The sequence below is a fragment of the Actinobaculum massiliense genome (genome assembly GCF_001457435.1).
Taxonomy (GTDB): domain Bacteria; phylum Actinomycetota; class Actinomycetes; order Actinomycetales; family Actinomycetaceae; genus Actinobaculum; species Actinobaculum massiliense.
In genome coordinates this window covers 1417606-1442275 of sequence record NZ_LN881717.1, presented here as the reverse complement: position 1 = coordinate 1442275, position 24670 = coordinate 1417606, and the positions used below count along the sequence as shown (strand labels likewise).

General features: G+C 62.6%; 23 protein-coding genes. 6 read left to right on the top strand and 17 right to left on the bottom strand.

All coding sequences use genetic code 11. From position 1 onward, the window contains the following. Positions 1 to 435: 435 nt before the first annotated feature. From BN2664_RS08130 to BN2664_RS08085, 10 genes are all read right to left on the bottom strand, one after another. Positions 436 to 945, bottom strand: a complete 510-nt coding sequence (locus BN2664_RS08130) for a DUF3180 domain-containing protein (protein WP_007000687.1) — start codon at positions 943 to 945, stop codon at positions 436 to 438. Then, positions 942 to 1847 carry a 2-amino-4-hydroxy-6-hydroxymethyldihydropteridine diphosphokinase gene (gene folK, locus BN2664_RS08125; protein ID WP_007000688.1) on the bottom strand — a complete coding sequence of 302 codons (906 nt, stop codon included), beginning with the start codon at positions 1845 to 1847 and terminating at the stop codon, positions 942 to 944. The genes BN2664_RS08130 and folK overlap by 4 nt, the downstream gene beginning before the upstream one ends. Next, the gene (gene folP / locus BN2664_RS08120) at positions 1837 to 2850 is read right to left on the bottom strand and encodes a dihydropteroate synthase (protein WP_007000689.1); all 1014 of its coding nucleotides are present in this window, start codon (positions 2848 to 2850) and stop codon (positions 1837 to 1839) included. The genes folK and folP overlap by 11 nt, the downstream gene beginning before the upstream one ends. A 2-nt stretch (positions 2851 to 2852) precedes the next feature. Beyond that, positions 2853 to 3425 carry a GTP cyclohydrolase I FolE gene (gene folE, locus BN2664_RS08115; protein ID WP_040317146.1) on the bottom strand — a complete coding sequence of 191 codons (573 nt, stop codon included), beginning with the start codon at positions 3423 to 3425 and terminating at the stop codon, positions 2853 to 2855. 46 nt (positions 3426 to 3471) lie between these two features. Further along, positions 3472 to 5919 carry an ATP-dependent zinc metalloprotease FtsH gene (gene ftsH / locus BN2664_RS08110; RefSeq protein ID WP_007000691.1) on the bottom strand — a complete coding sequence of 816 codons (2448 nt, stop codon included), beginning with the start codon at positions 5917 to 5919 and terminating at the stop codon, positions 3472 to 3474. Beyond that, positions 5920 to 6471 carry a hypoxanthine phosphoribosyltransferase gene (hpt, locus tag BN2664_RS08105; protein WP_007000692.1) on the bottom strand — a complete coding sequence of 184 codons (552 nt, stop codon included), beginning with the start codon at positions 6469 to 6471 and terminating at the stop codon, positions 5920 to 5922. It abuts the gene before it with no gap. Positions 6472 to 6535: 64 nt separating this feature from the next. Next, complete coding sequence (gene tilS, locus BN2664_RS08100) at positions 6536 to 7633, bottom strand: tRNA lysidine(34) synthetase TilS (protein WP_007000693.1); 1098 nt, start codon at positions 7631 to 7633, stop codon at positions 6536 to 6538. Continuing rightward, positions 7633 to 8553, bottom strand: a complete 921-nt coding sequence (locus BN2664_RS08095) for a zinc-dependent metalloprotease (protein ID WP_007000694.1) — start codon at positions 8551 to 8553, stop codon at positions 7633 to 7635. Before BN2664_RS08095 ends, tilS begins: the two co-directional genes overlap by 1 nt. Before the next feature lie 125 nt (positions 8554 to 8678). Further along, the gene (locus BN2664_RS08090; protein ID WP_007000695.1) at positions 8679 to 9350 is read right to left on the bottom strand and encodes a response regulator; all 672 of its coding nucleotides are present in this window, start codon (positions 9348 to 9350) and stop codon (positions 8679 to 8681) included. A 55-nt stretch (positions 9351 to 9405) separates the two neighbouring features. Continuing rightward, positions 9406 to 10851, bottom strand: a complete 1446-nt coding sequence (locus BN2664_RS08085) for a sensor histidine kinase (RefSeq protein WP_051014094.1) — start codon at positions 10849 to 10851, stop codon at positions 9406 to 9408. A 169-nt stretch (positions 10852 to 11020) separates the two neighbouring features. On the opposite strand from BN2664_RS08085, the gene BN2664_RS08080 reads away from it, so the two are divergent. From BN2664_RS08080 to BN2664_RS08065, 4 genes are all read left to right on the top strand, one after another. Then, entirely contained in the window at positions 11021 to 11707 is a 687-nt protein-coding gene (locus tag BN2664_RS08080) for a DUF4352 domain-containing protein (RefSeq protein WP_007000697.1), read from the top strand. A gap of 167 nt (positions 11708 to 11874) precedes the next feature. Beyond that, positions 11875 to 13140 (top strand): alpha-amylase family protein, encoded by a 1266-nt coding sequence (locus BN2664_RS08075; RefSeq protein WP_007000698.1) that lies wholly within the window; start codon positions 11875 to 11877, stop codon positions 13138 to 13140. Positions 13141 to 13146: 6 nt separating this feature from the next. After that, a complete protein-coding gene (locus tag BN2664_RS08070) occupies positions 13147 to 13941 on the top strand; it encodes a YaaA family protein (RefSeq protein ID WP_007000699.1) in 795 nt (264 codons plus the stop codon). Between the two features lie 16 nt (positions 13942 to 13957). After that, positions 13958 to 15118 (top strand): methyltransferase domain-containing protein, encoded by a 1161-nt coding sequence (locus BN2664_RS08065; RefSeq protein ID WP_040316950.1) that lies wholly within the window; start codon positions 13958 to 13960, stop codon positions 15116 to 15118. Between the two features lie 58 nt (positions 15119 to 15176). Here the strand turns inward: BN2664_RS08065 and BN2664_RS08060 are convergent, their stop codons facing one another. The 5 genes from BN2664_RS08060 to dnaK form a co-directional block, all read right to left on the bottom strand. Then, complete coding sequence (locus BN2664_RS08060) at positions 15177 to 15683, bottom strand: heat shock protein transcriptional repressor HspR (protein WP_007000701.1); 507 nt, start codon at positions 15681 to 15683, stop codon at positions 15177 to 15179. Between the two features lie 54 nt (positions 15684 to 15737). Continuing rightward, the gene (locus tag BN2664_RS08055) at positions 15738 to 16337 is read right to left on the bottom strand and encodes a GNAT family N-acetyltransferase (protein ID WP_007000702.1); all 600 of its coding nucleotides are present in this window, start codon (positions 16335 to 16337) and stop codon (positions 15738 to 15740) included. A 219-nt stretch (positions 16338 to 16556) separates the two neighbouring features. Then, on the bottom strand, positions 16557 to 17573 hold the full coding sequence (locus BN2664_RS08050; protein ID WP_007000703.1) for a DnaJ C-terminal domain-containing protein: 1017 nt from the start codon (positions 17571 to 17573) through the stop codon (positions 16557 to 16559). 86 nt (positions 17574 to 17659) lie between these two features. Further along, positions 17660 to 18286 carry a nucleotide exchange factor GrpE gene (locus tag BN2664_RS08045; protein ID WP_007000704.1) on the bottom strand — a complete coding sequence of 209 codons (627 nt, stop codon included), beginning with the start codon at positions 18284 to 18286 and terminating at the stop codon, positions 17660 to 17662. Beyond that, complete coding sequence (dnaK, locus tag BN2664_RS08040) at positions 18283 to 20142, bottom strand: molecular chaperone DnaK (protein ID WP_007000705.1); 1860 nt, start codon at positions 20140 to 20142, stop codon at positions 18283 to 18285. The genes BN2664_RS08045 and dnaK overlap by 4 nt, the downstream gene beginning before the upstream one ends. 275 nt (positions 20143 to 20417) lie before the next feature. Here dnaK and BN2664_RS08035 point away from each other — a divergent pair, with 275 nt between their 5' ends. Continuing rightward, entirely contained in the window at positions 20418 to 21350 is a 933-nt protein-coding gene (locus tag BN2664_RS08035) for an ROK family glucokinase (protein ID WP_007000706.1), read from the top strand. A 95-nt stretch (positions 21351 to 21445) separates the two neighbouring features. Here BN2664_RS08035 and BN2664_RS08030 read toward each other — a convergent pair whose 3' ends face one another. Together BN2664_RS08030 and BN2664_RS08025 are read right to left on the bottom strand one after the other, a co-directional pair. After that, positions 21446 to 22333, bottom strand: coding sequence for a 3-hydroxyacyl-CoA dehydrogenase NAD-binding domain-containing protein (locus BN2664_RS08030; RefSeq protein WP_007000707.1), 888 nt, complete (start codon positions 22331 to 22333; stop codon positions 21446 to 21448). Positions 22334 to 22859: 526 nt separating this feature from the next. Then, positions 22860 to 24089 carry an MFS transporter gene (locus tag BN2664_RS08025; protein ID WP_007000708.1) on the bottom strand — a complete coding sequence of 410 codons (1230 nt, stop codon included), beginning with the start codon at positions 24087 to 24089 and terminating at the stop codon, positions 22860 to 22862. Positions 24090 to 24169: 80 nt separating this feature from the next. Between BN2664_RS08025 and BN2664_RS08020 the strand changes: the two genes are divergently transcribed. Beyond that, positions 24170 to 24658, top strand: a complete 489-nt coding sequence (locus BN2664_RS08020; protein WP_155856449.1) for a general stress protein — start codon at positions 24170 to 24172, stop codon at positions 24656 to 24658. Positions 24659 to 24670 lie beyond the last annotated feature (12 nt).

Below are 24670 nucleotides of genomic sequence, written 5' to 3'. Positions count from 1 at the left end.
CCGTCCCGAGTGGTATCCAAGAGCATTCCGCGTACGTGACTCACGCCGGCGCGGGGCGTCGCGCGGCCCGAGGCGGCGAGCATGCGCCGGCGATATGGCTTTCCCGTGCCCCAGGCCGGCATATAAGCGTTTTCCCGTGCCCCGGGCCGGCGTATACGCAATGGGTATCGCGGCACCGCTTCACTTCACCGTGGATATACGTGCACCTCCCTGCAGACATATGCACGCATAACCACACCAAAATGAAGCCACCCGCCGCAACAAAGCGGAGATCAGCGGCGAAGGCCCGCTGAGATGAAGCGAGGTTCTTTCTCCTCGCCCCTCCCCCGTCACTCAAGAAGGATGGAGATTGCCAGCGATCCGTACCGCGATGAGTGGAGATTTCTTTGGAAACTAGAGGAAATCTCAATCCCGCGAAAGATAGAATCCGCGGAGCTAATGGTCGCCGGCGATGCGCGCGGCGGCTGGGGTGGGCTCAGGGCCGCGATGCTTTCCGGGATCAGAGTCCTCGTCTCCATCGTCGGGCAGAATGCGGCACCAATGCTCGACCAGGTAACCGACGATTACCAAAACCAAGTTCGCGAGCGCCGTGAGCACCACGGCCAGGGTTTGCTCCCCCGTCCAGGCGGTTGCCAGTCCAGTGAAGTAGCCAATCGCGACCACACCGGACATCCCGGTGAGGAAAGATCCCACCCGGATCGCGGCTTGGGCGAAGGCCCACACTCGTGCCGCACCAATGCGATTGATGGAGGCTTCCTCATGTTTGCGCAGTTTCCGCACCTGCCAGCCGAACCAGGCGAGAGCCGCGGCGACACCCAAAATTGGGATAAAGCTGGCGAGAGGGATCGAGACCGGGGCGCGCTCTAATACACGCCGAGCAATTTCTCCGCACAGCAATCCAAGAAGGAGCGAGATAACTCCGGCCTGCCAGCTTGCCTGCTTCATGCGCCCGCCTCCCCAGTGGCCGGCGCCGTCACAGGCGCCACCGCCGGCGCCAACCCGTCGATAAGTTCCGAAATCGGCTCCCCCGCCAGGTACGCCTCAGGCTCGATTTCTGCCCAGGGCTCGAGCACAAAAAGACGCTCGTCCGCGCGCGGATGCGGGAGCGTGAGCCGCTCGTAATCGCTTCGCACACCCTCGATGGTTTCGATGTCCAGATCCAGGTAGCGCGCACCCCAGTGCTCATGGCGGACTCGCCCGCCCCGCACCTCGATTTCCTGCAATTTCGCGAGCAGTTCCAGCGGCGCCAGCGCCGTATCCAGGGTCAGCACCGCGTTTACATAGTTCGGTTGCGCGGCCTGGCCGGGCGCCAACACCGGAGTGGTTTGCACAAACTGCGAAACTCCAGTCACGTGCACCGGCAACCGGCGGATTTCTTCCATCGCCCAGTTCAGCGTCTGCACCGGATCGCCGAGGTTGGCCCCGAGACCAATCACCACATGTCGGATTGTGCCGCTCGCCAAAAGGGGACCGTCGCGGCGAATCGTCACCGCGGCATCGGCAAATTCTTGGCGCACCGGAGCCTCAGGCTTATGGACGGTCACCTCCACCGCCAGCGCACCGCGCGCAAGAACTTTCTGCGCGATGCGCTCAGCTAGGGTTTCGATGAGGTTCACCGCGCCCGAGCTAAGCACGCTTTCCGCATCGTCGGCCAAATCCGCGTAGGAAACCGTCTTTGCCACCTCGTCCCCGCTGGCCGCGCACCGGGCATCGATCAGCGCCTCGACGTCCGCGATAAAGGGAACGCACCGCTCTCGTTCCTCGGCGAAAACACCGTGGCTAGCCAGCACTCGTACCCCGGTGATTTTTACCGAGTCGAAGCTGAACCCGAAGCGGCTAGTTTCCATTGGATCGACTCTCTGCGCTGGCATCCGCCGCCGCGCCCATGCCAGGAACTTTCGTGGATGCATCCACATCCCGCGCGCCAGAGGCTTTCGTGGCCGCACCCGCATCTCGCGTACCAGGAACTCTCACGAATGCGCCCGCAGCCTGCAGGCGCGCCGCCACATCCGCGGCAGCCCGAGAACCGGGAACCTCGTGCACGCGCACAGCCCAAGCGCCTTTCTCGGCAAAGTATTGGGTGAGAGCGGCGGTCGCCGCATCGCGCGGATGGAGCGCGCTCGGTGTAACCGCGCTTGCCGAAGCGCCACCGAGCGCAACGCTACCCGCGCGCGCCTCGAATTCTGCCAGGAACCGCTTGCGGGAGACGCCAATAAGCACGGGGTAACCGAGCTCCAAAAAGCCATCAATTTTCGCCGCCAGCTCCCAGCCCTGCTTACTCGTTTTCGCAAACCCGAATCCCGGATCCAAAATAATCCGCATTGGATCAAGCCCAGCACGTAACGCCCTCTGAAGACTCTCGAGCACCTCGACGCAAACATCCTCCGCAACATCCTGGTAGCTCGCGCGCGAGTTCATATCCTGCGCATTTCCGCGCCCGTGCTGCAAGATGTACGCGGTGCCGAACTTCTCTCCTGCCTCGGCCGCGACCTCCAGCATCTGCGGATCGCCGTGCCCGCCGGTGACGTCATTGATAATCGCTGCCCCGCGCTCAGCCGCCAGCCGCGCGGTCTGCGCGTGGTAGGTATCCACCGACACCGGAATTTCCGCCGCCAATGTTTCGACGACGTCGCCTATCCGCTCCCATTCCTCTTGCCAGGAAAGCAGGGTGGCGCCGGGCCGGGTTGACTCCCCACCAATGTCGAGGATGTCCGCGCCTTGGGCGATAAGCTCGCGGCCGTGGGCGATCGCGGAGCTCGGGTCTGCCCATTTACCGCCGTCGGAAAATGAATCGGGCGTAACGTTCACGATTCCCATCACGCGGGTGGTGTTTCCACCAAAAATTTCCATTCCTAGCTTCCTTCGATAAGGCTCATGGCTTCGGCTCGGGTGCTTGAATTGCGCAACTGCCCGCGCACCGCTGAGGTCACGGTTTGCGCGCCGGGGCTCTTCACGCCCCGCATCGTCATGCACATGTGCTCGGCCTTTATCACTACCAGCGCGCCGGCCGCGCTCAGGCGGCTCATCAATGCTTCGGCAATTTGGGTGGTGAGGCGTTCTTGTACCTGCGGGCGGGCGGCGTATCCCTTGACCAGTCGGGCCAATTTAGACAGCCCGGTCACCTTGCCTTCCTTGCCGGGGATATAGGCGACCGAGGCGGTACCGAAAAACGGCAGGAGGTGGTGCTCGCACACCGAGTAAAACCCGATATCGCGCACGATCACCATTTCGTGGAACCCCACGTCGAACTGGGCATCAAGCACCGCATCCGGATCGTGGCCGATACCGGCAAAGACCTCGGACATTGCCCGGGCAATGCGCGCCGGGGTTTCCCGGAGTCCATCCCGCTCGGGGTCCTCGCCAATCGCTACCAGAATCTCGCGCACTGCCGCCGCGATCTTCGCTTCGCGTGCCGCGGTCGGCACCGCGCCCGGCGCGGCAACGCCCGCCGCGTCGCTCGCCACGTCCGCTTTATTCACGCCCGGTCACCCCCGGTCCTTGCGGGCCGCCCGCGGGCCCGGCGCTACCGCCTGAGGCGCCACCCCCTGCCTCGCTCGCTCCACCTAGCGTCCCGCCAGCCGTAGTGGCGCCAAGTTCGGGCGGGCGTAGCTTCTGATCCTCGGCGGCTTGGGCTTCGGTTTTCCCTTCCGGAAGCGGAATTGGCGCTTTCTCGGAAACCGGCCGGTTCGGATTGGACAGCCACACCTCCCGGGCCGGGGCCTTGCGCACACCAGCAAAGATTTCCGCCAGCTCGGCCTCCAGCACGGTTTCCTTTTCCAGCAACACCGCCGCCAAGCGGTCCAAAATATCCCGATTCTCGGTGATGATCTGCCAGGCCTCGGTGTGGGCCGATTCCATCAGCGCCCGCACTTCGGCGTCGACCGTGGCGGAAAGCTGCTCGGAATGGTTGCGCGCGGGAGCGAAAGGTTCAGCTTGCTCCTGCTCGGTGGGGACCAGCCGCACCGCACCAACCTGGCTACTCATGCCGTACTCGGTGACCATCTTGCGCGCGGTATCCGTGGCCTTCTGGATATCGTTCGAGGCTCCGGTGGACGGATCGTGGAAAATCACTTCCTCCGCCGTCAGGCCACCTAGCGCGTAGGTGAGCTGGTCAAGCAACTGGTTGCGCGTCACCGAATAACGATCCTCGGTCGGCATCACCATGGTGTAGCCCAGCGCGCGCCCACGCGGAAGAATCGTCACCTTGGTCACCGGATCGGTGTGGTTGAGTGCCGCGGCCGCAAGCGCGTGCCCGCCCTCGTGATAGGCCGTCATGCGCCGGTCCTCCGGGCTCATCACCCGCGAGCGACGCTGCGGACCGGCCATCACTCGGTCGGAGGCTTCGTCCACATCCGCATTGGTAATCATTTCGCGATTATCACGAGCGGTCAGCAGGGCCGCCTCGTTGAGGATATTCGCCAGGTCCGCGCCGGTAAATCCGGGCGTGCGCTTGGCCACCGCGGCCAGCTCCACATCCGGGGCAAGCGGCTTATCTTTCGCGTGCACCCGCAAAATCGCTTCGCGGCCCTTCTGGTCCGGCGCGTCCACCGCAATTTGGCGGTCAAAACGCCCCGGCCGGAGCAGCGCCTGATCAAGCACATCCGGCCGGTTCGTCGCGGCAATCAGCACCACCTGATCGCGATTATCGAAGCCGTCCATCTCCACCAAGAGCTGGTTGAGGGTCTGCTCGCGTTCGTCATTTCCGCCGCCCATGCCAATTCCGCGCCCGCGGCCAACGGCGTCGATCTCATCAATGAAGATGATCGACGGCGCCTTTTTCTTGGCGGCCTTAAACAGCTCACGCACGCGCGAGGCGCCCATGCCCACGTACAGCTCCACAAACTCGGAGGCCGAGATGGAGAAGAATGGCACGTCTGCTTCGCCGGCCACCGCCTTGGCGACCAGCGTTTTGCCGGTTCCGGGCGGGCCGTAGAGCAAAACGCCGCGGGGGATCTTCGCCCCCACCTTTTCGTAGCGCCCCGGATTCTTGAGGAAATCGACCACCTCGGAGACTTCCTGCACCGCCTCGTCCTCGCCGGCTACATCCGCGAAGGTCACGTCCGGCACCTCGGCTTCGGGGTTCCGATCGCGCAGGCCGAGCCCGCGCCCGGTCTGTTGCTGGCGGATAAACCACCAGAACACGCCCAGGATCAGCACCATCGGCAGGAACATAATAAGCATGGAGCTGAGCAACGACTGCTGCGGCACCACCGAGCTATAGCCGCGCTCAATTTCGGCGCTATTCAACAGCCGCGCCACTTGCTCGCCCTGCGGGTCGAGGTACTGGAACTGCACCTGCTTGCCCACGTCGCGCGTATTGCCGTCCGGAAGCACGGTTTCCGTGTTTTCCTTCAGCCACAGCTTCACGCGATTAGCGCCGTCGGTGACCTCCGCACGCTCAATTTGCGCACTCTTGAGTAACTCCATACCCTCGGAAGTGTTGACCGTCTTCCACTGCATGGAGCTGAACAGGTTAAATGCCAGCACGCCCACCAGCACCATCATGAGGAGTCCGCCCAGCGTACGGTTGCGCGACTTGCGGGCCTTCTCGCCCTTGTCGCGTTCACGCTGCCGTTCCTGGCGCTTTTGATGCACCTCAAGGTTCTTGGGTTTTTGGGCACGACGCCGACGCCGGGCTTCCTCGTAATCACTCGAGGTCTTTTTGCTCGGGCGGGGCTCCTGCGCGGCCGAGCCGTTCGCGGGGCCAGCCTCGGGGCTTTGCGCCGGGCCGGCGGCAGGGTCTTGCGCCTGGCCGGCCGCCGTGCCATCCCCCGAGGCGTGACGCCCACCCGAGGCTTCTTGCGGACCGCTGGCACGCCCGCCTATCCGAGTTTCCTGGGCACCGTTCCGCGTTTCTTGAGGTGAATCCTCGAACGCTTCGGGGTGTTCGCGCGGCGTGCCATCGTTCCTTTGGTCCACTTATCCTCCGTATACGTGCGGGGCCAGAGTGCCCACAAATGGCAGATGACGGAATTGTTCTGCCCAATCGAGCCCGTAACCAACCACAAATTCGTTAGGAATATCGAATCCCAAATAATCCACCGGCACCTCGATCTTGGCGGCATCCGGCTTGCGCAAAATAGCGGCAATCCGCACACTACCCGCGCCGCGAGCCATGAGGTTACGGCGCAACCAATCGAGGGTCAGACCAGAATCGATAACGTCCTCCACAATCAATACGTGACGGCCGGTTACGTCCGCGTCCAAGTCCTTGAGGATCTTGACCACGCCCGAGCTCTTGGTTCCCAGGCCGTAGCTGGAGACGGCCATCCAATCCATTTGCAGGGGTGAGTGAATCTTACGGGCGAGGTCCGACATCACCATGGCAGCGCCCTTCAAGACGCCAACCAGAAGAAGATCGCCGTCGTAATCGCGGTCAATTGCGGCCGCCATTTCATCCAGCTTCGCGTCAATCTGCTCTTCGGTAACAAGAATGTGTTCGAGCTTGTCGCCCATATCCTTTGCGTCCACGGACGCTCCTTTCAATTACCCGCTTCCGCGATCGCGGGAAGTCTCGGGCCTTCAGGTTACGTTGCTAGCCTATTCTCTCAAAACTCAAGCGAGGGCCGTTCCTCACCGCCCTCACACCCGGTAAGTCTGCCACGTGATAGCCGCCCGGGCCCGTGATGAGTTTCTCTAATGCCGCGCTATGGCGTGCGCTGAGCTCGCGTGCCCCGGCCTTTTGAGCCAAGGCACGTAGCACTCGGCTGCGCAATGCCCCCTCCAAGCTCAAGAGCCACGGGATGCTAACGGGGCGGGAGTCGGCAGAATCAAATGCGCAGTTTTCCTCGTATTTACCTAGCTCTTGCGCCGCGAGGGAGTCCAAGCAATCGGCGTCCTGGCGAAGTAGCGAGGCTGTTCTGGCCAGAGCCTCCACGGTTCCTGGGCCCAGCGCCTCCACCAGCGCGGGTAGCGCGCTGTGACGAATCGACGCCCGCGTAAGGGCAGAACCATCAGCGGATCTCCATGGCCCGCCCAGCTCATTCGTAGGATCGTCCACCCAACTGATCCCTTCCCGGCGCAGGGCCTGGCGAAGATCTGCGCGGCGAATCGCTAGGAGCGGGCGCAGGGCAAGAACCTCGGGATGCTCGGGAAGCGGCCCCGCCGGGGCCATCCCCGCCAGCGAGCGGGCTCCCGATCCGCGGCCCAGCCCCAGTAGCACGGTTTCCGCCTGGTCATCGAGGGTATGACCAAGTAGCACAGCCGCGCGCGGCGCATGACTCGCGCCCGGCGCATCCGCGAACTGGGGCGCCGCCCCGCCGGCGCCGGCCACCTCGCGCGCAATCGCGCTGTATCTGCCACTACGCGCCGCGCCTTCCGGCCCAGCGCCAGCGGTGGCGGCCACATTAATACTCGTTACCCGCGCTTCGCTGGCTCCCCATTCGAGCATGGTGTGCGCCACCCGCTCCGCCTCGCCGCGCGATCCGGGCCGGATGCCATGATCGACGGTCACCGTCGTCACCGGGTAGCCGGAGCGCTTGCCCACAAAAAGCGCGGCGTGAGCGAGGGCCATCGAGTCCGACCCGCCCGAAACCGCCACAATGAGGCGGCTTCCGGGGGCAAGCCCGTTTTGCTCGAGCAGGCTCGCCAAGCTCCGGCGCGCGTCGGCAAAAGCCTTCGGCGGGCCTCCCACTAGCGCTCCTCCCCCGCCTCGCCAATCACCCGGCGCACCCATTCTTCCGGCGCCGCGAGCTCGGCGGGAGTGGGGAAGTTTTCGCGCGAGTGCCAAATGCGGTTAAAGTTCTCGACGCCGGCGGCCTCAATTGCGCCGCGCACAAACTCCTTGCCTTGTGAGTACTGGCGTGCCTTCTGAGCAATCCCGGTTGCCTCGCGCAGGCGGGCGCCCTTCTTTTTCGCCTTGGCTTCGCGCTTGGCTGCAATCGCGCGTTCGAGCTGGCGGCGGGTAGGCAACTCCGCGCTCGGAAGCTCATTCATCACGTACTCCGCGTGACCTTCGAGCACGCTCATAAGCGCATTGATCGGCGCCAAATCAGAGGCGCCGTCGTTCACTACCTTGCCGATAAATCCGCGCAACTCTTCTTTTAGCCAGGGCGCCGCCTCAAACTGCGCGGCGTGCGTAAGCTCGTGGGCGGCGACCCATAGGCTCACATCCCTCCGGTTTAGGTCATATTCGGCCTCGAAAGCATAAATATTGGGCGCCACAAGGGTCAGCCGCTTGGCGTAGGGCTCGTACTGGCCCAGAATCGAGCGCGCCACAAATGAAAAACCAACCGGAATCACCGGGTTACTGCCGAGTTCGGAGACATCGCCGAACATTCGCTCGATCCCTGGCGCGGCTTCGTCAAGCCAGCCTTCCCGCGAAACCGCCCCTAGCGCGACGCCGGAGAGGTCGACGTCCAGGTGCGCCACCCGCGGAACGAGCCGCACGGCACGCTGCGCACCCTCAATCAGATCCGCATTCATCTGCCGCGCTGTGCCTAGCGGCGCCGCCGGGCCGCGGCCCGCTATCGTGCCCGCGAGGGAACGCGCGGCCTTGCGAACCGCACCCAGAAGCGCGGATTCGCCGGAGCGAAGCTGATGAGATGAATTCACGATAAGTCCTTTCGGCTACCTGGCGGCAGCACCAGCTGAGCTGCGGCGCGAGCGGCGCCAGCCGCGCGGATATGCGCACCGCTGGCGTTCGCCGCCGGCGCTCGCCGCGCTGGCGCTACCAAGTATTACGCCAAACCTGCCTTAGTTATTTCCACCGCCACCAGCACTCGGTTCGCGATACCCAGCTTCGCTTGGATTGACGCCAGCTGTGATTTGATCGTCGATTCGGATACGAAGCGCTCAGCGGCAATCTCCGCATTGGTTTTCCCGGCGGTCACCAGCCGCGCTACGGCAAGCTCATTTTCGGAAAGGAGGCCGAGCACGCGTTCGCGTTCCCGCCGGTTTCCGTTGTCAGCTTCGTAGGCGATGAAGCTCAAGATCTGCTTCGCCGCGCGTGCCGAAAGTGCGCCGTTGCCTTTCGCCACATTGCTGACCGCGCGGGCAAATTCGCGCGGATCGTCGTTTTTTAGCAAGAACCCGGCCGCGCCCGCCTCCGCGGCGCGGATTGCCTCGTCATTCGCGTCGAAAACGGTAACAACGATGACCTCGGGCGCGTGCGGCATCTCGCGGATTTTCTTTGTGGCGGTGATTCCGTCCATATTGCGCATTTGGATATCCATGAGCACTACGTCGGGGCGATGGGCGATTACCTTTTCCAGCGCTTCTTCCCCGCTCTCGGCTTCGCCCACCACGCGGATCTGCACTCCCACGTCTGCGCGCTCCAGCAGGCGCGCAATCGTCGCCCGCGCCAGAGCATCGTCGTCCACAATCAGAACCCGAATCTCTTTTCCCTGCACCCCGCTAATCTACCCGAGTGCACGACGCCGCCGCCCGGCCACCGCGTCGCTACGTTTATTTCCACGGCAGCCAGATATCGACGCTATAGCTATCCGCATCCTGCTTAACGCTATAGCGCCCGCCCACGGATTCCACGCACTCGCGGATAGAGCGGGAACGGGATGGTCCGGCGCTTCCGGGTCCGGCGCTTCCGGGGCGCGCCGCGGCCCGATTCGGCGCGCTTGGCGCTTGTCCGGTATTGGCGGCGTGAATAGTGAGCCCATCGCGCGGCCCGCCGCTGATTTTTAGCCGCAACGGCAAACCGGGCGAATGCTTCACCGAGTTCGTCAGCAGTTCTTCCACAATTCCGTAGGCGGCAGAGCTGAGGGCAGACGGTGCGGTAGAAGCACTGTCAATCACTACCGTCGAGGTGACCTGCAGTCCCGCTTCGGCAACCTCGTCTACCACCTGACCGATCTCGGTCAAGCCCGAGCGAGAGAAGAAATCACACAAAGAGGTCTGCGGATCGCGCATAACCGAAACCAGCGAGCGCAAATCATCGACGGCCTGCTGAGCAGTTTCGCGCACCGCACTCGCCTCCTGGGCAAGAGCGGGATTGTCCACGCCGGCCGCCAATTCCAGGCCGCCCGCCTGGAGGGTGACCAGGCTGAGCTTATGGCCAATCGAATCGTGAATATTGCGCGCAATGACGTCCCGTTCACGCTGGCGGAAGAGCTCCGTTGCCAAGCCCTCGGACCGCGCCTGTTCGGCCTGCGCCCGCTGGCCTTGTTTTTCGGCGCGCTTGCGCTGGCGTTCAGCGCGCTTGCGCTGTTGCTCGGCACGCTTGCGCTCGGCATCCGCGCGAGTTTTTTCGGCCTCTGCGCGGGTCTTTTCCGCTTCGGCGCGCTCCTGCTCGGTTTCCGCTAGCCCCTTCGCCAGGTCATACATTCCCCAGGCAATGGGAATCACTACCACAACCGCAAACGCGAACGCCACCCAGCCCAGATCGAGGTCCCCGCCTGTCGTGTCAGTTCCCACCCCGCGCAGGAACGAGGATTGTTCGGATTGTCCCACCAGATCGCGGGCAAACATAATCACGCAGAGAAGAATGTAAATCGCGCTTGCCAGAATTCTGCGCGATTTCGGTGCTTGGCGCAGGTAGGCCGGCAGCGCGAATCCCATCGCCGGCCCGCACGAGGTAACGAGTTGGGCCAACCCGAGAAGCTGTAGTGACTCGGTGGGGTTATGGTGACGACGCCGAACCAGAATCGGCACCGCCACCAATGCCGCGATGCTTAGGGAAAAATCCGCCGCAACCCAAAGCTGCTGCCAGCCTGAAAACTCTCCGCTTTTAATCCTGCCAAGGGCGGTACCCATACCGATAAATGCACAGAAAGCCGCCACCGGGACCCATGCCACGGCGTTTTCTTTTTCTTCTGGGCTTTCGTTCCACCCTTCCCGAGCCGTTTCGGGACCGGCTCCGTCCGACCCCGGCGTGGATGCCCCGCTCTGATTTGCCATAGCACAAACCTTACGGTCCGGCTCCGACACCGTTTTCATTCTTTTGGGTAGTCCTCTCTGACCGATCGGACGATTCGCGGCGGGCGGCGTCGTCGTTAGATTCAACAACGAAGCTAAAGGGCCACGCCCGCTTTCTCAAACAGACAGCATCGCAACGAAAGGTTTCACAGTGTCTGAGCAAACCAATTCCCACGCACCCTTCGAACCCGCCGGGCAGCCCAGCGAACAGCCCAGTAGCCAGCCGCAGAAAAAGAAGAGCTGGTTTGCGCGCCACAAGATCCTCACCGCCGTGCTTGCGGTGGTGGTGATTGGAATCATCGGCGCGATCGCCGGGGGCGGCGGGTCGAACGGTAAGTCCGGATCCACCTCTACGTCACAGTCCGGGCAGGCTCCCGCCGCCGGCCAGTCGGCGGATCAGCAGTCCGGCCAGGCCGGCGAAGAAGCACCCGCCGAGCAGAAAAAGGAAGCCGCGGCGGGGATTGGCCAGCCAGTCGCCGTCGGCGACCTTGAGGTGACGGCCAAGTCCGTGGAAACCGGCGTCACGCAGGTCGGTACGCCCGGATTCGGCAAGAAGCCGCAGGGCCAGTACGTCCTCATTCACGTCTCGATCAAGAACAACGGAAACGAGGCGGAGTCGTTCTCCGAAACCAACCAGAAGCTGATTGACGATCAGGGCCGCGAGCACTCCACGTCCGGTGATTGGGCATATATCGAGGACAACATCCTCTACAAGGACATCAACCCCGGCAACACGCTGGAAGGCACCATGCTCTACGACATTCCGGCCGATGCCACGCCGACCACTTTGCAGGTGGCCTCCGGCTGGACCCACAAGGCGGAGATTAGCCTGCGCTGACGCGATTGGCGAGCTAGGCGGGCGGGCGCCGCGCCAGCGCATGCCCGCGCGCAGGCGCTCGGGTCTCCTTAATCCGCGCAAGCGAGCCCGCCCGCAGGCGCGTAGCGAAATGTACACGGCGTCGTAAACCACCGCTTAGACTGGGCCTAAGCAGCAAAGGAGAGGCCGTGAACACACAACAAATGCTCAGCTCAACGGTGTGGTGGCACGTTTTCCCGCTCGGTGCGTGCGGCGCGCCCGTGCGCGACTTCGATCCCGCGAGCGCGCCCGTCGCCCGCCTACCGCGCCTGGAACCGTGGCTCGATTACATTATCCAACTCGGCGCCAACGGCCTCCTGCTCGGCCCGGTTTTCGCCTCGGTTTCTCACGGTTACGATACCCTCGACCATTTCCGGCTCGACCCGCGCCTGGGAACCAATGCGGATCTCGAGCGCCTCGTCGCCCTCGCCAACCAAAAGGGCATCCACGTGATGCTCGACGGCGTCTTTAACCACGTCTCGCGCGAGCATCCGCGGGTTGAGGAACTCGGGCTTCGCAACGCCGACGGCACGCTCCATAGTTGGGAGGGACACGGCGAGCTCATTACGCTCGATCACTCCAAACCAGAGGTGCGCGAGCTCGTGGTTGAGGCGATGAAATTCTGGCTCCAGCGCGGAATTGCTGGGTGGCGCCTCGACGTGGCCTATGCGGTGCCCACTGATTTTTGGCGGGAAGTGCTGGGCGAAGTGCGAAGCGCCTACCCGGACGTGCTTTTCCTAGGAGAGGTAATCCACGGGGACTACGCGGATTTCGTGGAGCAGTCCACCGTTGATACCCTCACCCAATACGAGCTGTGGAAATCCATTCAGTCTTCTATCCAATCGGCGAATTTCTGGGAACTGGACTGGAACCTGCAGCGCCACGCCCAATTCGTTGAGCATTTTGTTCCGAACACTTTTATTGGCAACCACGACGTCACCCGTATCGCCAATGAGCTGGGCGAAGAAGGCGCGATTTTGGCGGCCGCGATCCTCTTGACCCTGCCCGGGATGCCGTCCATTTACTACGGCGATGAGCAGGGCTTCCGCGGGGAAAAGCTCTCCGGCTTCAGCTCCGACGATCAACTTCGCCCGCCCCTGCCACCCGCCCCAGAGAATCTCTCTGAGCTGGGCAAACATATCGAAAATATCTATCGCGGGCTGATTGGCGTGCGCCGCCAGCACCCGTGGATAGCAAACGGGATACTAGAAGTCCTCGACAAGGACAATCCGCGCATCACCTATCGCGTCGCCGAGCGGGCTTCGCGCTCCGCAATTTCCGTTGCCGTCGAAGTGGAACCGTTCTACCGCGTCACGGTGACGGACGAAACCACCGGAGCCGTGCTTTTTGGGTGGAAGGGAACGCAACCGCGCGGCGGAGCGATCGACGGCGAAGCTCAGAACACAGGAAACTAGCCCGCCATGATTATTCTTCTTCCGCCTTCAGCCGGCAAAACCGCCCCGCCCGCTGGCAACGCGCCGCTGGATCTAAACCAGCTCGCTTTCCCCGAGTTCACGCGGTTACGCGAAGAACTCATTGACGAACTCGCCGCCGTCTCCGCCACCCCGGAGGGCATGCAGATCTTGAAAGCCGGTCCGAAAATAGCCGACGAGGTCCTCGAGCAGATCGAGCTAGCGGACTTGCCCACGGGCCCGGCCTATCAAGTTTTCAACGGCGTGCTCTACGCCGCCGCAAATTTCGCTAACCTCCAGCCGGCCCAGCTCGAGCGCGCGGGCGAAAGCGTTCTTATCGCCTCGGCGCTTTTCGGGATGCTACGTTTTTCCGATCCCATCCCGCGCTACCGCCTGGGTATGAGCAATCCCCTCCCGGGCGGAACTCCGAAAGCGCGCTGGGCGAAGCTGTGGTCCGCCCTCGACCCGGTGGCCGAAAACCAGCTGGTGATTGATGCCCGTTCCGCCGACTACGCGGGCTGGAAACCACCGGCCAGCGCCGAAGTGGTGAAAATCAATGCGGTGCGGTTGCGCGGGGACGGATCACAGCAAACGGTTTCCCATAGCGCCAAGTATTTCCGCGGGCTGATCGCTGGATTGGCTCTGCGCGAGCCGATTCCGCCGGAAGATCCGGAAGCCCTGGCCGAACTTGCGGGTAAGCTCACCGGTCGCCATACCCCCGGCGGCGGTTCGATAGTCGGCGTCGAACTTGATCCTCCTCAGCGGCGCGGTGCCCCGCGCGAATTGGTGATGGTGGAGGCGTAACGATACGCTTGCCCTCGTGCAATGCGATTATTTTGACGCGGGTATTTGCCGCTCGTGTGCGCTGATGAATGTGCCTTACGAGCGGCAACTCGCGGCGAAGCTCGAGCGCGCCCGCGCCGTGCTGGCGCCGTGGGCTCCGCGCTGGCTTCCCCCGGCCAGCTCGCCCGAATCACATTTTCGTAATAAAGCCAAAATGGTGGTGGGCGGAAGCGTTCAGGCTCCCACCCTGGGAATTCTCGACGCCGAAAAAACTGGCGTTGACCTGCGCGAATGCGGACTCTACGACGAGCGCATTGCGGCTACTTTTCCACCGCTGAGCGAGTTCATAACGCGCGCGAAGCTGGTGCCCTTCGACGTCCGCTCTGGGCGCGGGGAGCTGAAGAACATCCTGGTGTCGGTGGCGCCCAGCGGCGCCCTGATGATCCGCTTCGTGCTGCGCTCGACCGAATCGGTGGTGCGAATCAAGAAGCATTTGCCCTGGCTACGCGAGCGGATCCCGCAGGCGCTGGTAGTCACCGCGAACCTCCTGCCCGAGCGCGCCGCGCTGGTCGAGGGCACAGAAGAGATTTTCTTGACCGATGCCGAACAGCTCCCTATGCAACTGGGCCCCGATTTCGAGCTGTACTTGCGCCCGGGCTCGTTCTTCCAAACGAACACTGATATCGCTCGCGCGATGTACGCCCAGGCCCGCGCCTGGTGCGAGCAAAGCGTGGCGCGGCGCCCGGTGGCCATTTGGGACCTGTACTGCGGGGTGGGCGGATTTGCATTGAGCGTCGCCGGCCCGGGTCGAAATGTCTTGGGAGTGGAGATCAGTGAACCGGCTATCCGCGCGGCCAAGCGAGCGGCGGCCCGCGCTGGGCACGCCGAGCGAGCGGAGAGCGCCGCGTCCGGAAGCGTGCGCTTTATCGCGGGCGACGCGGCGCAAGCCGCACGCGAGGAAAGCGAAGCGCCCGATATCGTGATCGTGAATCCGCCCCGACGCGGACTGAAAGAGCTCGCGCCGTGGCTAGAGGAGCACCGGCCGCCATGGGCGATTTACTCTTCCTGCAATATCGCCACGCTGGCCACCGACCTGGAAGTCATGAAATCTTACGAAGCGCTCGAGGCGAGGCTTTTCGACATGTTCCCGCAAACGGAGCACATGGAGACCATGGCGCTGTTGCGCTTGCGAGCGTAGCGCTATGCTACGCCGCGTTGCGCCGCGCGCTGGAGCTCGGCCTGGCGCTACGCGCGCTTTAGCGATACGGAATAAGCGCGTTTTGCGCCGAACCTGCGCGGTCGCGCCGGGAGGCTTCAATCTGAGACATATTGCGACGCTGGGCTTCCCGCGCCATCGCGCGCAGGTAAGCGCGCAGTTGCTCAGCGCTCGGTGCCTGAATGGTAGAGCCATCGGCGGAGGTGGCAAAAATGCGTTGCTCGCGCGCCTTGCGGGCGAGCATTTGCGCTTGCTGTTCCTCGAGACGCGAGCGCGTCCGAGAGAGCTTACGCTGTAGCTTTTCAATCTCATCATTGAGGGCGAGAATGCGCGAGATACCCGCGAGGTTAATGCCCTCCTCCTGCGACATCCGCTGAATCTCTTGTAGCTTGTCGACATCGGCGAGGGAGTAGCGCCGCCCGCCGCCCTTGGTCCGCCGCGCCACCACAATTCCCAGCCGATCGTATTGCCGGAGGGTCTGCGCGTGCATTCCGGCAAGCTCCGCCGCCACTGAAATTGTTAGTAGCGCCGCGTCACGTCCAGCCATTCCCCCTCCTTCGTGCCCTTGAGTCTACCCTCATCAACTTTCAAAACATCTATTTTATTCCGGTTTTTCGCCATTTTTAGCGAGAATATAACGATGCCCGAAACCCTTGAGCTTCCCGAACGGCTCCTTCGACTCGCCCAAAATCTCGAAGCCTTCTTTGCGATAGAGCTTGAGCACCTTTTCGTTGCCGGCCATCACGTCCAGTAGATATCGCGGCGCACTCACCTCGCGCACCGCCGCGTCGATCAGCCGAGTCGCAATCCCATACCCGCGGTGGCTCTTCTTCACCGCCACGCACGAGAGGTAGGCATCCTCGGGGCGCACCTTAATCGGCGCGCTCATTTCGCGTTGCAGAATCCGCCCGCCCAGGTGACCGTGAACCAACCCCACGTGGCGCGCGAGCAGTTTCCCCTCGGGTTCTAGCGGACTCTTTCCCCCTAAAACGATCGCCACTGTTCCGACGACGTCGCCGCTCGCGCCGGTGCGCTCCACCGCCACGAGGAAGCGCTCGGGGCGCACGGCGTGGGCCAGGCCGTCAATGAGCTTCGAACGCGAGGAGCTAAGCGGCTTAAATTCGCTATAAAATGCCTCAACCAGGGTCTCCATAATCGCGCGCCGATCGTCTCCGCGCGCCGAGCGAATCTCAATAGCCACGCTTCCCCTTTCTTCAAAGCTACGCGCCACTGGGCCGTTTAGCCGCGCGCCGCTGCGGAGCGCGCGCCGAGCGGCTGGACCGCTTAGCTACGCGCCGCTGCGCCCCGTGCCGGTGCTACGAGCGCCCGCGCGGCGCCAACTCTGCGGCGCGGCGACCGCTTTCTAAAACAAGGAGTGCCGCGGCACATCACCACGACACTCCTTGATTGCTCTGGCCCTTTAGGCCTTCGCTAGATTTTCAAAATCCGCTCGAGGATCAGCCCCCGCCGTCGCGCGAGCAAACTCCTCGACCGCCGCGCGCGCCTCGTCCGACATTTTCTTCGGCACAATGACTTTCAGCCGCACGTAGAGATCTCCGTTGCCGAGGCCTTTTTTCGCTAGGCCCTTACCTCGCACCCGCAAAACCTTGTCGGTGGAGGAGCCGGCCGGGATCTTTAGCCGCACCGAGTTGCCGTTAATTGTCGGAACGCTCACGGTGGTGCCGAGTGCGGCCTCCGAGAAGGAAACCGGTAGATTCACATACACATCCGAGCCGTCTACTTCGTAGACCGGATGCGGCTCAACGTGAATCTTCACCCGAATGTCGCCATTCGGGCCGCCGTTCGATCCCTCGCCGCCCTTGCCAGCGATGCGAATGGTTTGTCCATCCGAAACCCCGGCGGGGATGCGGGCCGTCACGGACTTGCCCTGGCGAGTATTGATCTTCACCGTGGCACCCTCAACGGCTTGACGCAACGGCAAGGAAATCGAGGCCTGCATATCCTGGCCCTTCTGCGGGCGGCGCGAGCCGCCGAATCCGCCGAAGCCGGAAGCGTTGCCGCCCCCGAACAGCCCTGAGAACGCATTGGCAAAACCAGAATCGCCGCCGGCGCTGTAGTTCCAGCTCCTGGCCCCCGTCTGGCCGCCAGCCCCACCGAACATTGAGGAGAAGAGATCCTCAAAGCCGGCGTTTCCGCCGCTCGATCCCGCGCCACCGGCCCGGAACCTCGCTCCCCCGCCGCCGAGGGCGCGGATGGCATCATATTGTTTTCGATCCTCGGGATTGGAGAGAACCTGATACGCCTCGCCAACTCTCTTGAACTTTTCTTCGGCCTCCTTGGAGCCGTTATTGCGGTCCGGATGCCACTTTCGCGAAAGCTTGCGATAGGCCTTCTTGATGTCATCGGCTGAGGCATCTTTACTTACGCCCAGCTCTTTATAGAAATCCTTTTCGAGCCAATCTTGGCTAGCCGCCAAAGGTCCTCACCTCCCTTCTTGCTTCATATTTCGCGCGAGGGCTACACACCTCACGCGCATATCGATGCTCGTGCGTACGTCCCGCCTTATTCCGGTGAGACAACCGCGACGCGCGCCGGGCGAATGACCCTGTCCCCGAGTTTGTAACCCGGCTGGATCAGCGCCTTGACCTGCTCGGTTTCCACGTCCGCGGAGGTCTCATGCATAAGCGCCTCATGAACTTCCGGATCAAACGGATCGCCGACGGCGCCGTAGCGCGAGACTCCAAAGTTGGAGAACAGCGTCTTCTCGAATTTTTCAGCGATTAGGCTGGTTGCCCCGCCGTCTAGATCGTCATGGCTGCGAGCCAACTCGACGTCATCGAGCACCGGCAGCAGAGCCTCCACTACCTTGAGCACGCCATTATCGCGGTGGCGCTGGAACTCCGTCTTTGTGCGCTTGACGTAATTGTTGTATTCCTGCTCGGTGTTGTAGAGCGATGCCTGCGCCCGCTTGAGCTGATCCTCAAGATCGGAAATCGCATTCATCGCTCCCTCGAGCGGGTCATCAGCAATTTCCTGCTCGGCTTCGCTGGCCGCGCTTGCGCTGTCCGCGTTGCTGGCGCTGTCCGCGGTCGCGGTGCTCGCCTCGCTATCCGCATTGCCCGGGGCGCTGGCCGCGGCGCTCGCGTCGGCGCTGGCCTCGTCGCTCCGATTTACTTCTTCTTCGCTCACTTATTACCCTCCTCATCGTCCACGACCTCGGCATCAACGACGTCGTCATCAGAAGATTCGGAAGCGGCCGCGCCGGCCTGGCCAGCATCGGCCTGAGCGGCCTGCGCCTGCTGGTAAATTTCCTGGCCCAGCTTCTGCGAGGACTCATTGAGCTCGGTCAGAGCTGACTTCACCGCTTCGATATCGCTACCCTTGAGAGCTTCGGTCACCTTGTCGGCGGCCGCCTGCACCTCGGTCACGGTCGCGTCAGAGAGCTTGTCCTTGTTGTCCTTGATCAGCGACTGCACCGAGTAAACCGCCTGCTCAGCCTGGTTGCGAACGTCGGCTTCTTCCTTGGCCTTCTTATCGTCAGCGGCGTGAGCCTCGGCGTCCTTGACCATGCGATCAATTTCCTCATCGGACAGCTTCGAACCGCCGGTGATCGTCATCGACTGCTCCTTGTTCGTACCCTTGTCGCGAGCCGAAACGTGCACGATGCCGTTTGCGTCGATGTCGAAGGTGACCTCGATCTGCGGAATTCCGCGCGGGGCGGGGGCAATGCCGGTCAGATCGAAGGTGCCAAGAGGCTTGTTATCGCGGGTAAACTCGCGCTCGCCCTGGAACACCTGGATCGATACCGAAGGCTGGTTGTCCTCAGCCGTGGAGAAGGTCTCCGAATGCTTGGTCGGGATCGCGGTATTGCGCTCGATCAGCTTGGTCATAATGCCACCCTTGGTCTCGATACCGAGGGAAAGCGGGGTAACGTCAATCAGGAGCACGTCCTTGCGATCACCGGTAATAACGCCGGCCTGCAGAGCCGCGCCAACGGCCACCACTTCGTCCGGGTTGACGCCCTTATTAGGCTCCTTGCCACCGGTGAGCTCCTTGACCACTTCGGTCACCGCCGGCATACGGGTAGACCCGCCAACCAGCACCACGTGGTCGATATCGCTCACCGAAATCCCGGCATCGCGAATCACATTCTTGAACGGTGCCTTGGTGCGCTCGAGGAGATCCTTCGTCATATCCTCGAACTTGGCGCGCGAAAGCGACTCGTCCACATTCACCGGTCCGGCTTCCGTCATCGACAGGTAGGGCAGGGTGATCTGCGTGCTCGTCGCCGCCGACAGCTCAATCTTCGCCTTCTCCGCCGCTTCGCGCAGGCGCTGCATGGCGATCTTATCTCCCGAGACGTCTACGCCCGAGCCGGCCTTAACCTGGCCAACCAACCATTCAACAATGCGGTTATCCCAGTCGTCGCCGCCCAGCTTGTTATCGCCGCTGGTCGCCTTGACCTGGATGAAGGAGAAATCATCCTCATCCTTGCCCACTTCCAGCAACGACACGTCGAAAGTACCGCCGCCCAGGTCGAAGACCAGAATCGTCTCGTCTTCCTTACCCTTCTCGAGTCCGTAGGCGAGGGCAGCCGCCGTCGGCTCATTAACAATACGAGTCACGTTCAGACCGGCAATCGTGCCGGCATCCTTGGTGGCCTGGCGCTGGGCGTCATTGAAGTACGCCGGAACCGTAATAACGGCATCCTTTACTTCCTCGCCCAGGTAAGCCTCCGCATCCTTCTTCAGCTTCTGCAAAACAAACGCCGAAATCTGCTGCGGGTTGTAATCCTTACCGTCGATGGAGACCTTCCAGTCCTCACCCATGTGACGCTTGACCGAGGAAATCGTACGATCAACGTTCGTCACCGCCTGACGCTTGGCAACCTCGCCCACCAGAACATCGCCGTTCTTCGAAAAACCGACGACGGACGGAGTGGTGCGCGAACCTTCCGCGTTAGCAATTACCGTGGGCTCTCCGCCCTCCAGCACCGCCACAACCGAGTTCGTGGTTCCCAGATCGATACCAACTGCTCGTGCCATGTTAATCTCCTTTTCCCGCGCCCGCGGGCGCCACTTCCTGCGCCGCAGCGCTTACGCTTTCAACCGCCGAGGCGGCCACTGATTCATCCTCAAGTCTGTTCCATCGTCCGAACTTGTGTCCAGCCGACTCTCTTTTTCTTGAGTCCACCTAACTCAACTTTCGCCCCGGGAGCTTTATTCCCGAAAATTCCGTTGTAACGTAGGTCACGGCTTCGGGCACGCAGATTCCCCGCCAAGGGGCGCGAGATTTCGCCATTTCCCCCTAAGATAGGGACATGAGTTTGAGCATCGGTGTGGATGTAGGCGGCACCAAAATCGCCGCTGGCGTAGTTGATGAAACTGGAGAAATTGTGGAGCGCGTGCGCTACAGCACGCCCGCAACCGACGTCGAGGCGATCGCGGAAACCATCGCCAACGCGGTGCGCGACCTCGCCGGCGCGGGCGTCACCAGCGTGGGAATCGGCGCTGCCGGCTATGTTTCCTCCGACCGCTCCACCGTGCTTTTCGCCCCAAACCTTTCCTGGCGCAATGAGCCGCTCGGGCAACGCGTCTCCGAGCTGGCCGGAGTGAACGTCGTCGTCGAAAATGACGCCAACGCAGCGGCTTGGGGCGAGTACCGGTTCGGCGCCGCGGCTCACACGCAGTCAGCCGCCGTCGTCACCATCGGCACCGGCGTGGGCGGCGGCATTATCACCGGCGGCCACCTGGTGCGCGGGCGCGGCGGATTCGGGGGCGAGTTCGGCCACCTCAACGTGATCCCCGACGGCCCGCTCTGCGGTTGCGGCTCGCGCGGTTGCTGGGAGGCGCTCGCCTCGGGCACCGCGCTCACCCGCTACGCCGTGGAGCGCACGACGGCCGACCCGCGCGGCGGCGCCGCAATCCTGGCGTACGGAAACGGCGAGGCCACCGGGCTGGCGGTCACGCAGGCGGCGCACGACGGCGACGCTATGGCGCTGGGCATTTTTGATACCGTCGCGCACTACACCGCGGTGGGGATCGCGGACCTCGTCACCCTTCTCGATCCGGAAATGGTGGTGCTGGCCGGCGGCGTTTCTGAGGCAGGCAATATCCTGCTCGATCCGGTAGTGGAAAAACTGCCGGACGTTCTTCCGGTCTCGGATTTCCGGCCCGCTCCCCCGGTGCGGCTAGCCACCCTGGGCAACGACGCGGGAATTATTGGCGCTGCCGACCTGGCAAGAGAGGGATAGGCGAGGAAGCGCGGGGCCGAGCCTTGGCGGGCGGGCGCGGCCAGGCTGCTCGCATTTCGTGTCCTGGCCGCCGCTCGCCCGCGCTCGCCGCGCGCCTACTCGCCGCGCTGGAGCTCGATAATCCCCTCCTGTACGCGGTCGCGATGAGCCGCAATTTCCGGCCGCGCGGGTAGACCGTAGGCGGCGTTGACCTGGTCGCATAGCACTTTGGTAGCCTCGGGAGACATATCCGGCTTCCCCAGAATCACAGACTCTTCGAAAGTGGAGAGAATGTGATCCATAATGTGCTGCAGACCGCCGTCGCCGCCACCCAGGTGGAAGGCCTTAAACGGCCCTACCGACGCCCAGCGAATTCCGAGTGACGCCTCAATCAGCGTGTCCAAATCCGGCGCATCAATGACACCTTCCTGCACCAGATAGATCATCTCGCGGATGATCGCCCACTGCAGACGGTTCCCCGCAAAACCTGGAATTTCCTTCTTTAGCTGGATCGGGGTTTTCCCATACGCGGCGTAGATCTCCATGGCGCGAGCGACTGTCTGAGCGGAGGTGCGCTCGCCGCCCACAACTTCGACCAGCGGAATCTCGTGTGGAGGATTAAAGGGGTGCCCAATAATAATCCGAGCCGCCACCGCATCATCCACATTCTTCGCAATTACCGAAGCGGGAATAGCAGACGATGAAGACGCAAGTATTACTCCATCCCCGGTAATTTCGCCCAGCTCAGCGAAGGTTTCTTGCTTCCAGTCCACGCGCTCCGGGCCGTTTTCCTGAATCAGCTCAGCACCCTGCGCTAGCTCCGCGAGGTCTGCGGCAATTTCTAGCTGGTGGCCGGTTTGCGCGGCAAATTTTTCCGCAACTTCGGCAATATCCGGGCGGGGGTCGAAAACCACCACACGCGAACCGGCTTCAGCAAATAGCCGCGCCCAAGACTGGCCGATAACTCCGACACCCAGAATCCCTACGTTGCTTGGGATATTCATGTTTTTTCCTCCGCTGGATAGCTTTCCGCGACTCCGATGGCGCGCCGCTCGACGCGCTCAGCCCGATACGCGCGGCTTAACGTGCGCCGCTCGACGCGCTCGGCCCGATGCGCGGCGCTCAGACGCGCCGCGCGCAACCTGACGCCCGTTTTCGCGGCTTTGTAAACCACGCCACAACTAAGGCTACCCCGGTCTCCGATCAGGCACTTCACTTTGCGGTGGTTATGCGTGCACTTATCTGCGGGGACGTGCACCTATGACTGCAACAAAGTGAAGCGAAGCGGCGGTAGTCGGGTTGTACATCGAGCGGTAGTCGACTTGCGCATCAAGATAGCGTTGCAAAAGCCCAAATCACGGGGGTCGCTCTGCGGTACCGCGTGGAGGCGCGCTCGTACTGAGGTCTAGCAGCAGGGAGGATTCGCCTCGCCACGCGTTGGCTCGTGCAGGAGGGGGTCAATTCGCCGCTGGGTTCTCTCGCGCCGCGGGACCCGGCAAAACCTAGACGTTCAGCGGCGGGGCGAAGCGCTCAGCGGCGGCGAGATCCGCGGATCCATAGCGGCGCGGCGGAGAGCACCAGCACACCAGAAATGAAGAACGCCGGCGCATAGCCTGCGGCATCGGTGATCAGCCCGGCGATAATCGGTCCCAGAATCTGCCCTAAATCACCGCAGGCCTGGAACGCTGCCAAGACGTTTCCACCATTTCGAGCACCGACAATATCGGCTATTGCGCCCTGATTATTCGGCTGCACGAAGCCCGAACCGAAACCGGCTAGAACCGCTAGAACAATCAGTGCTGTCCACGGCACCCAGCCCATGAAGAGGGTAAACGCTCCCGAGCAACACAGGCCGAAAAGCAATCCCGGCGGGCGTCCCACCCGGTCGGAAATCCGCCCGGAGTTCATGAGGGCTAGGCCGTTACCCACGGCGAAAACCGCCAGGATAACCGCCGACAACCACTTCGGCGCGCCCGCGATAGAAGCCGCGAATAGCGGTACCAGCGAGGACCGGACACCGATATTCGTCCAGCCTTGCACAAACTGCGTATAACAACAGCGCAGGTAGTTGCCAGAATGGAAAGCTTCGCGCAGGGTTATTCTGCCGCGCGGCGCGGAACCAGCGCCGCACTTGCCGCTTTCGCCCGGGGCACCACTTTCGCGGCCCGCACCACTAGCGCCCGGTGCACCATTAGCGCCCGGCGCGGTCCGGTGAATATGCCGCGTCTCCCACGCCACCACGCCGGCGGCGATGAGTAACGTTCCGGCATAGATAATGAATGGCGCCCGCATTCCCAGCGGTGCAAGGAATGCACCAAGAGCGGGCCCGATAATTCCGCCAATCAGAAATGCGCCGGAATACGCGGCCGATGCTCGCCCGCGAGCGCCGGTTGGTGCGTAGCGAATAATAAGTGCCAAGGCGGCCACGGAGAAGAGCACCGAACCAAGCCCACCCAAGCCGCGGACCAGCATAAGCACCCAGTAGCTCGGAGCAAAAGCGGAGGCCAGAGACGAGGCCGCCACGATGAGGATTCCCGCGATATACGCTTTTCGTTCACCGAATCGAGTGCTCGCGGGCCCCGCCCCGGCCGCACCCAAGAGTCGGAAGAAAGCAAAAATCGAGACCACCGCATTGGCAGCGGTAACCGATACCCCGAAGCTTTTCGCATAAGCGGGCAGAACCGGCGCCACGATGCCATAGCCAATGGCAACAAAGAACGCGGCACTCACCAGTACCCAAATTTCACGCGGAAGCCTCACGCCGTTACCCTAGCTCAGGCCAATCAGCTCTTCGCGCAACCGGCGAAATCATGTCGGAAATGTCCCCTACAGTTTCGTTTATGAGTCAAAACGCAAGAGATTTCAAAGCGAACCCCTCCGATCACGATTACCAGTCCATTACGGAGGTCGAAAGCTACGCGGAAGCGGAACACATTGTGGACACCCTTTCCGACGCCGGCTTCCCCATCCAGAATGCGCGCATAGTAGGTGTGAACCTCGAATCGGTGGAGCAGGTCACGGGCCGCATGACCACCGGCAAGGCCGCTGGAATTGGCGCGCTCAACGGCGCCCTTTGGGGTATTTTCATTGGCCTGTTCTGGGTGCTTTTCATGCCCGTCTTCGCTTGGAAGGCGCTCCTCATGGGCGCAATTGTGGGCGCCGTGCTGGGCGCGATTTTGGCTGCCGTAGGCCAGGGCATGCAGGGCGGACGGCGCGATTTCGCCTCGGTTCGCACCACCCGGGCCAATAGCTACGAGATCCAGATTCGCTCGGCGTTCGTCAACCAGGCATATTCGGCGCTCGCGAGCGCGGGTATCCAGACGTATTAAGAGGCGGACGAC

Coding starts and splice junctions, on each gene's coding strand:
- BN2664_RS08130 (WP_007000687.1), bottom strand. CDS start 945: ATGAAGCAGGCAAGCTGGCAGGCCGGAGTTATCTCGCTCCTTCTTGGA.
- folK (WP_007000688.1), bottom strand. CDS start 1,847: ATGGAAACTAGCCGCTTCGGGTTCAGCTTCGACTCGGTAAAAATCACC.
- folP (WP_007000689.1), bottom strand. CDS start 2,850: ATGGAAATTTTTGGTGGAAACACCACCCGCGTGATGGGAATCGTGAAC.
- BN2664_RS08085 (WP_051014094.1), bottom strand. CDS start 10,851: ATGGCAAATCAGAGCGGGGCATCCACGCCGGGGTCGGACGGAGCCGGT.
- BN2664_RS08070 (WP_007000699.1), top strand. CDS start 13,147: ATGATTATTCTTCTTCCGCCTTCAGCCGGCAAAACCGCCCCGCCCGCT.
- BN2664_RS08060 (WP_007000701.1), bottom strand. CDS start 15,683: ATGGCTGGACGTGACGCGGCGCTACTAACAATTTCAGTGGCGGCGGAG.
- dnaK (WP_007000705.1), bottom strand. CDS start 20,142: ATGGCACGAGCAGTTGGTATCGATCTGGGAACCACGAACTCGGTTGTG.
- BN2664_RS08035 (WP_007000706.1), top strand. CDS start 20,418: ATGAGTTTGAGCATCGGTGTGGATGTAGGCGGCACCAAAATCGCCGCT.
- BN2664_RS08030 (WP_007000707.1), bottom strand. CDS start 22,333: ATGAATATCCCAAGCAACGTAGGGATTCTGGGTGTCGGAGTTATCGGC.
- BN2664_RS08020 (WP_155856449.1), top strand. CDS start 24,170: ATGAGTCAAAACGCAAGAGATTTCAAAGCGAACCCCTCCGATCACGAT.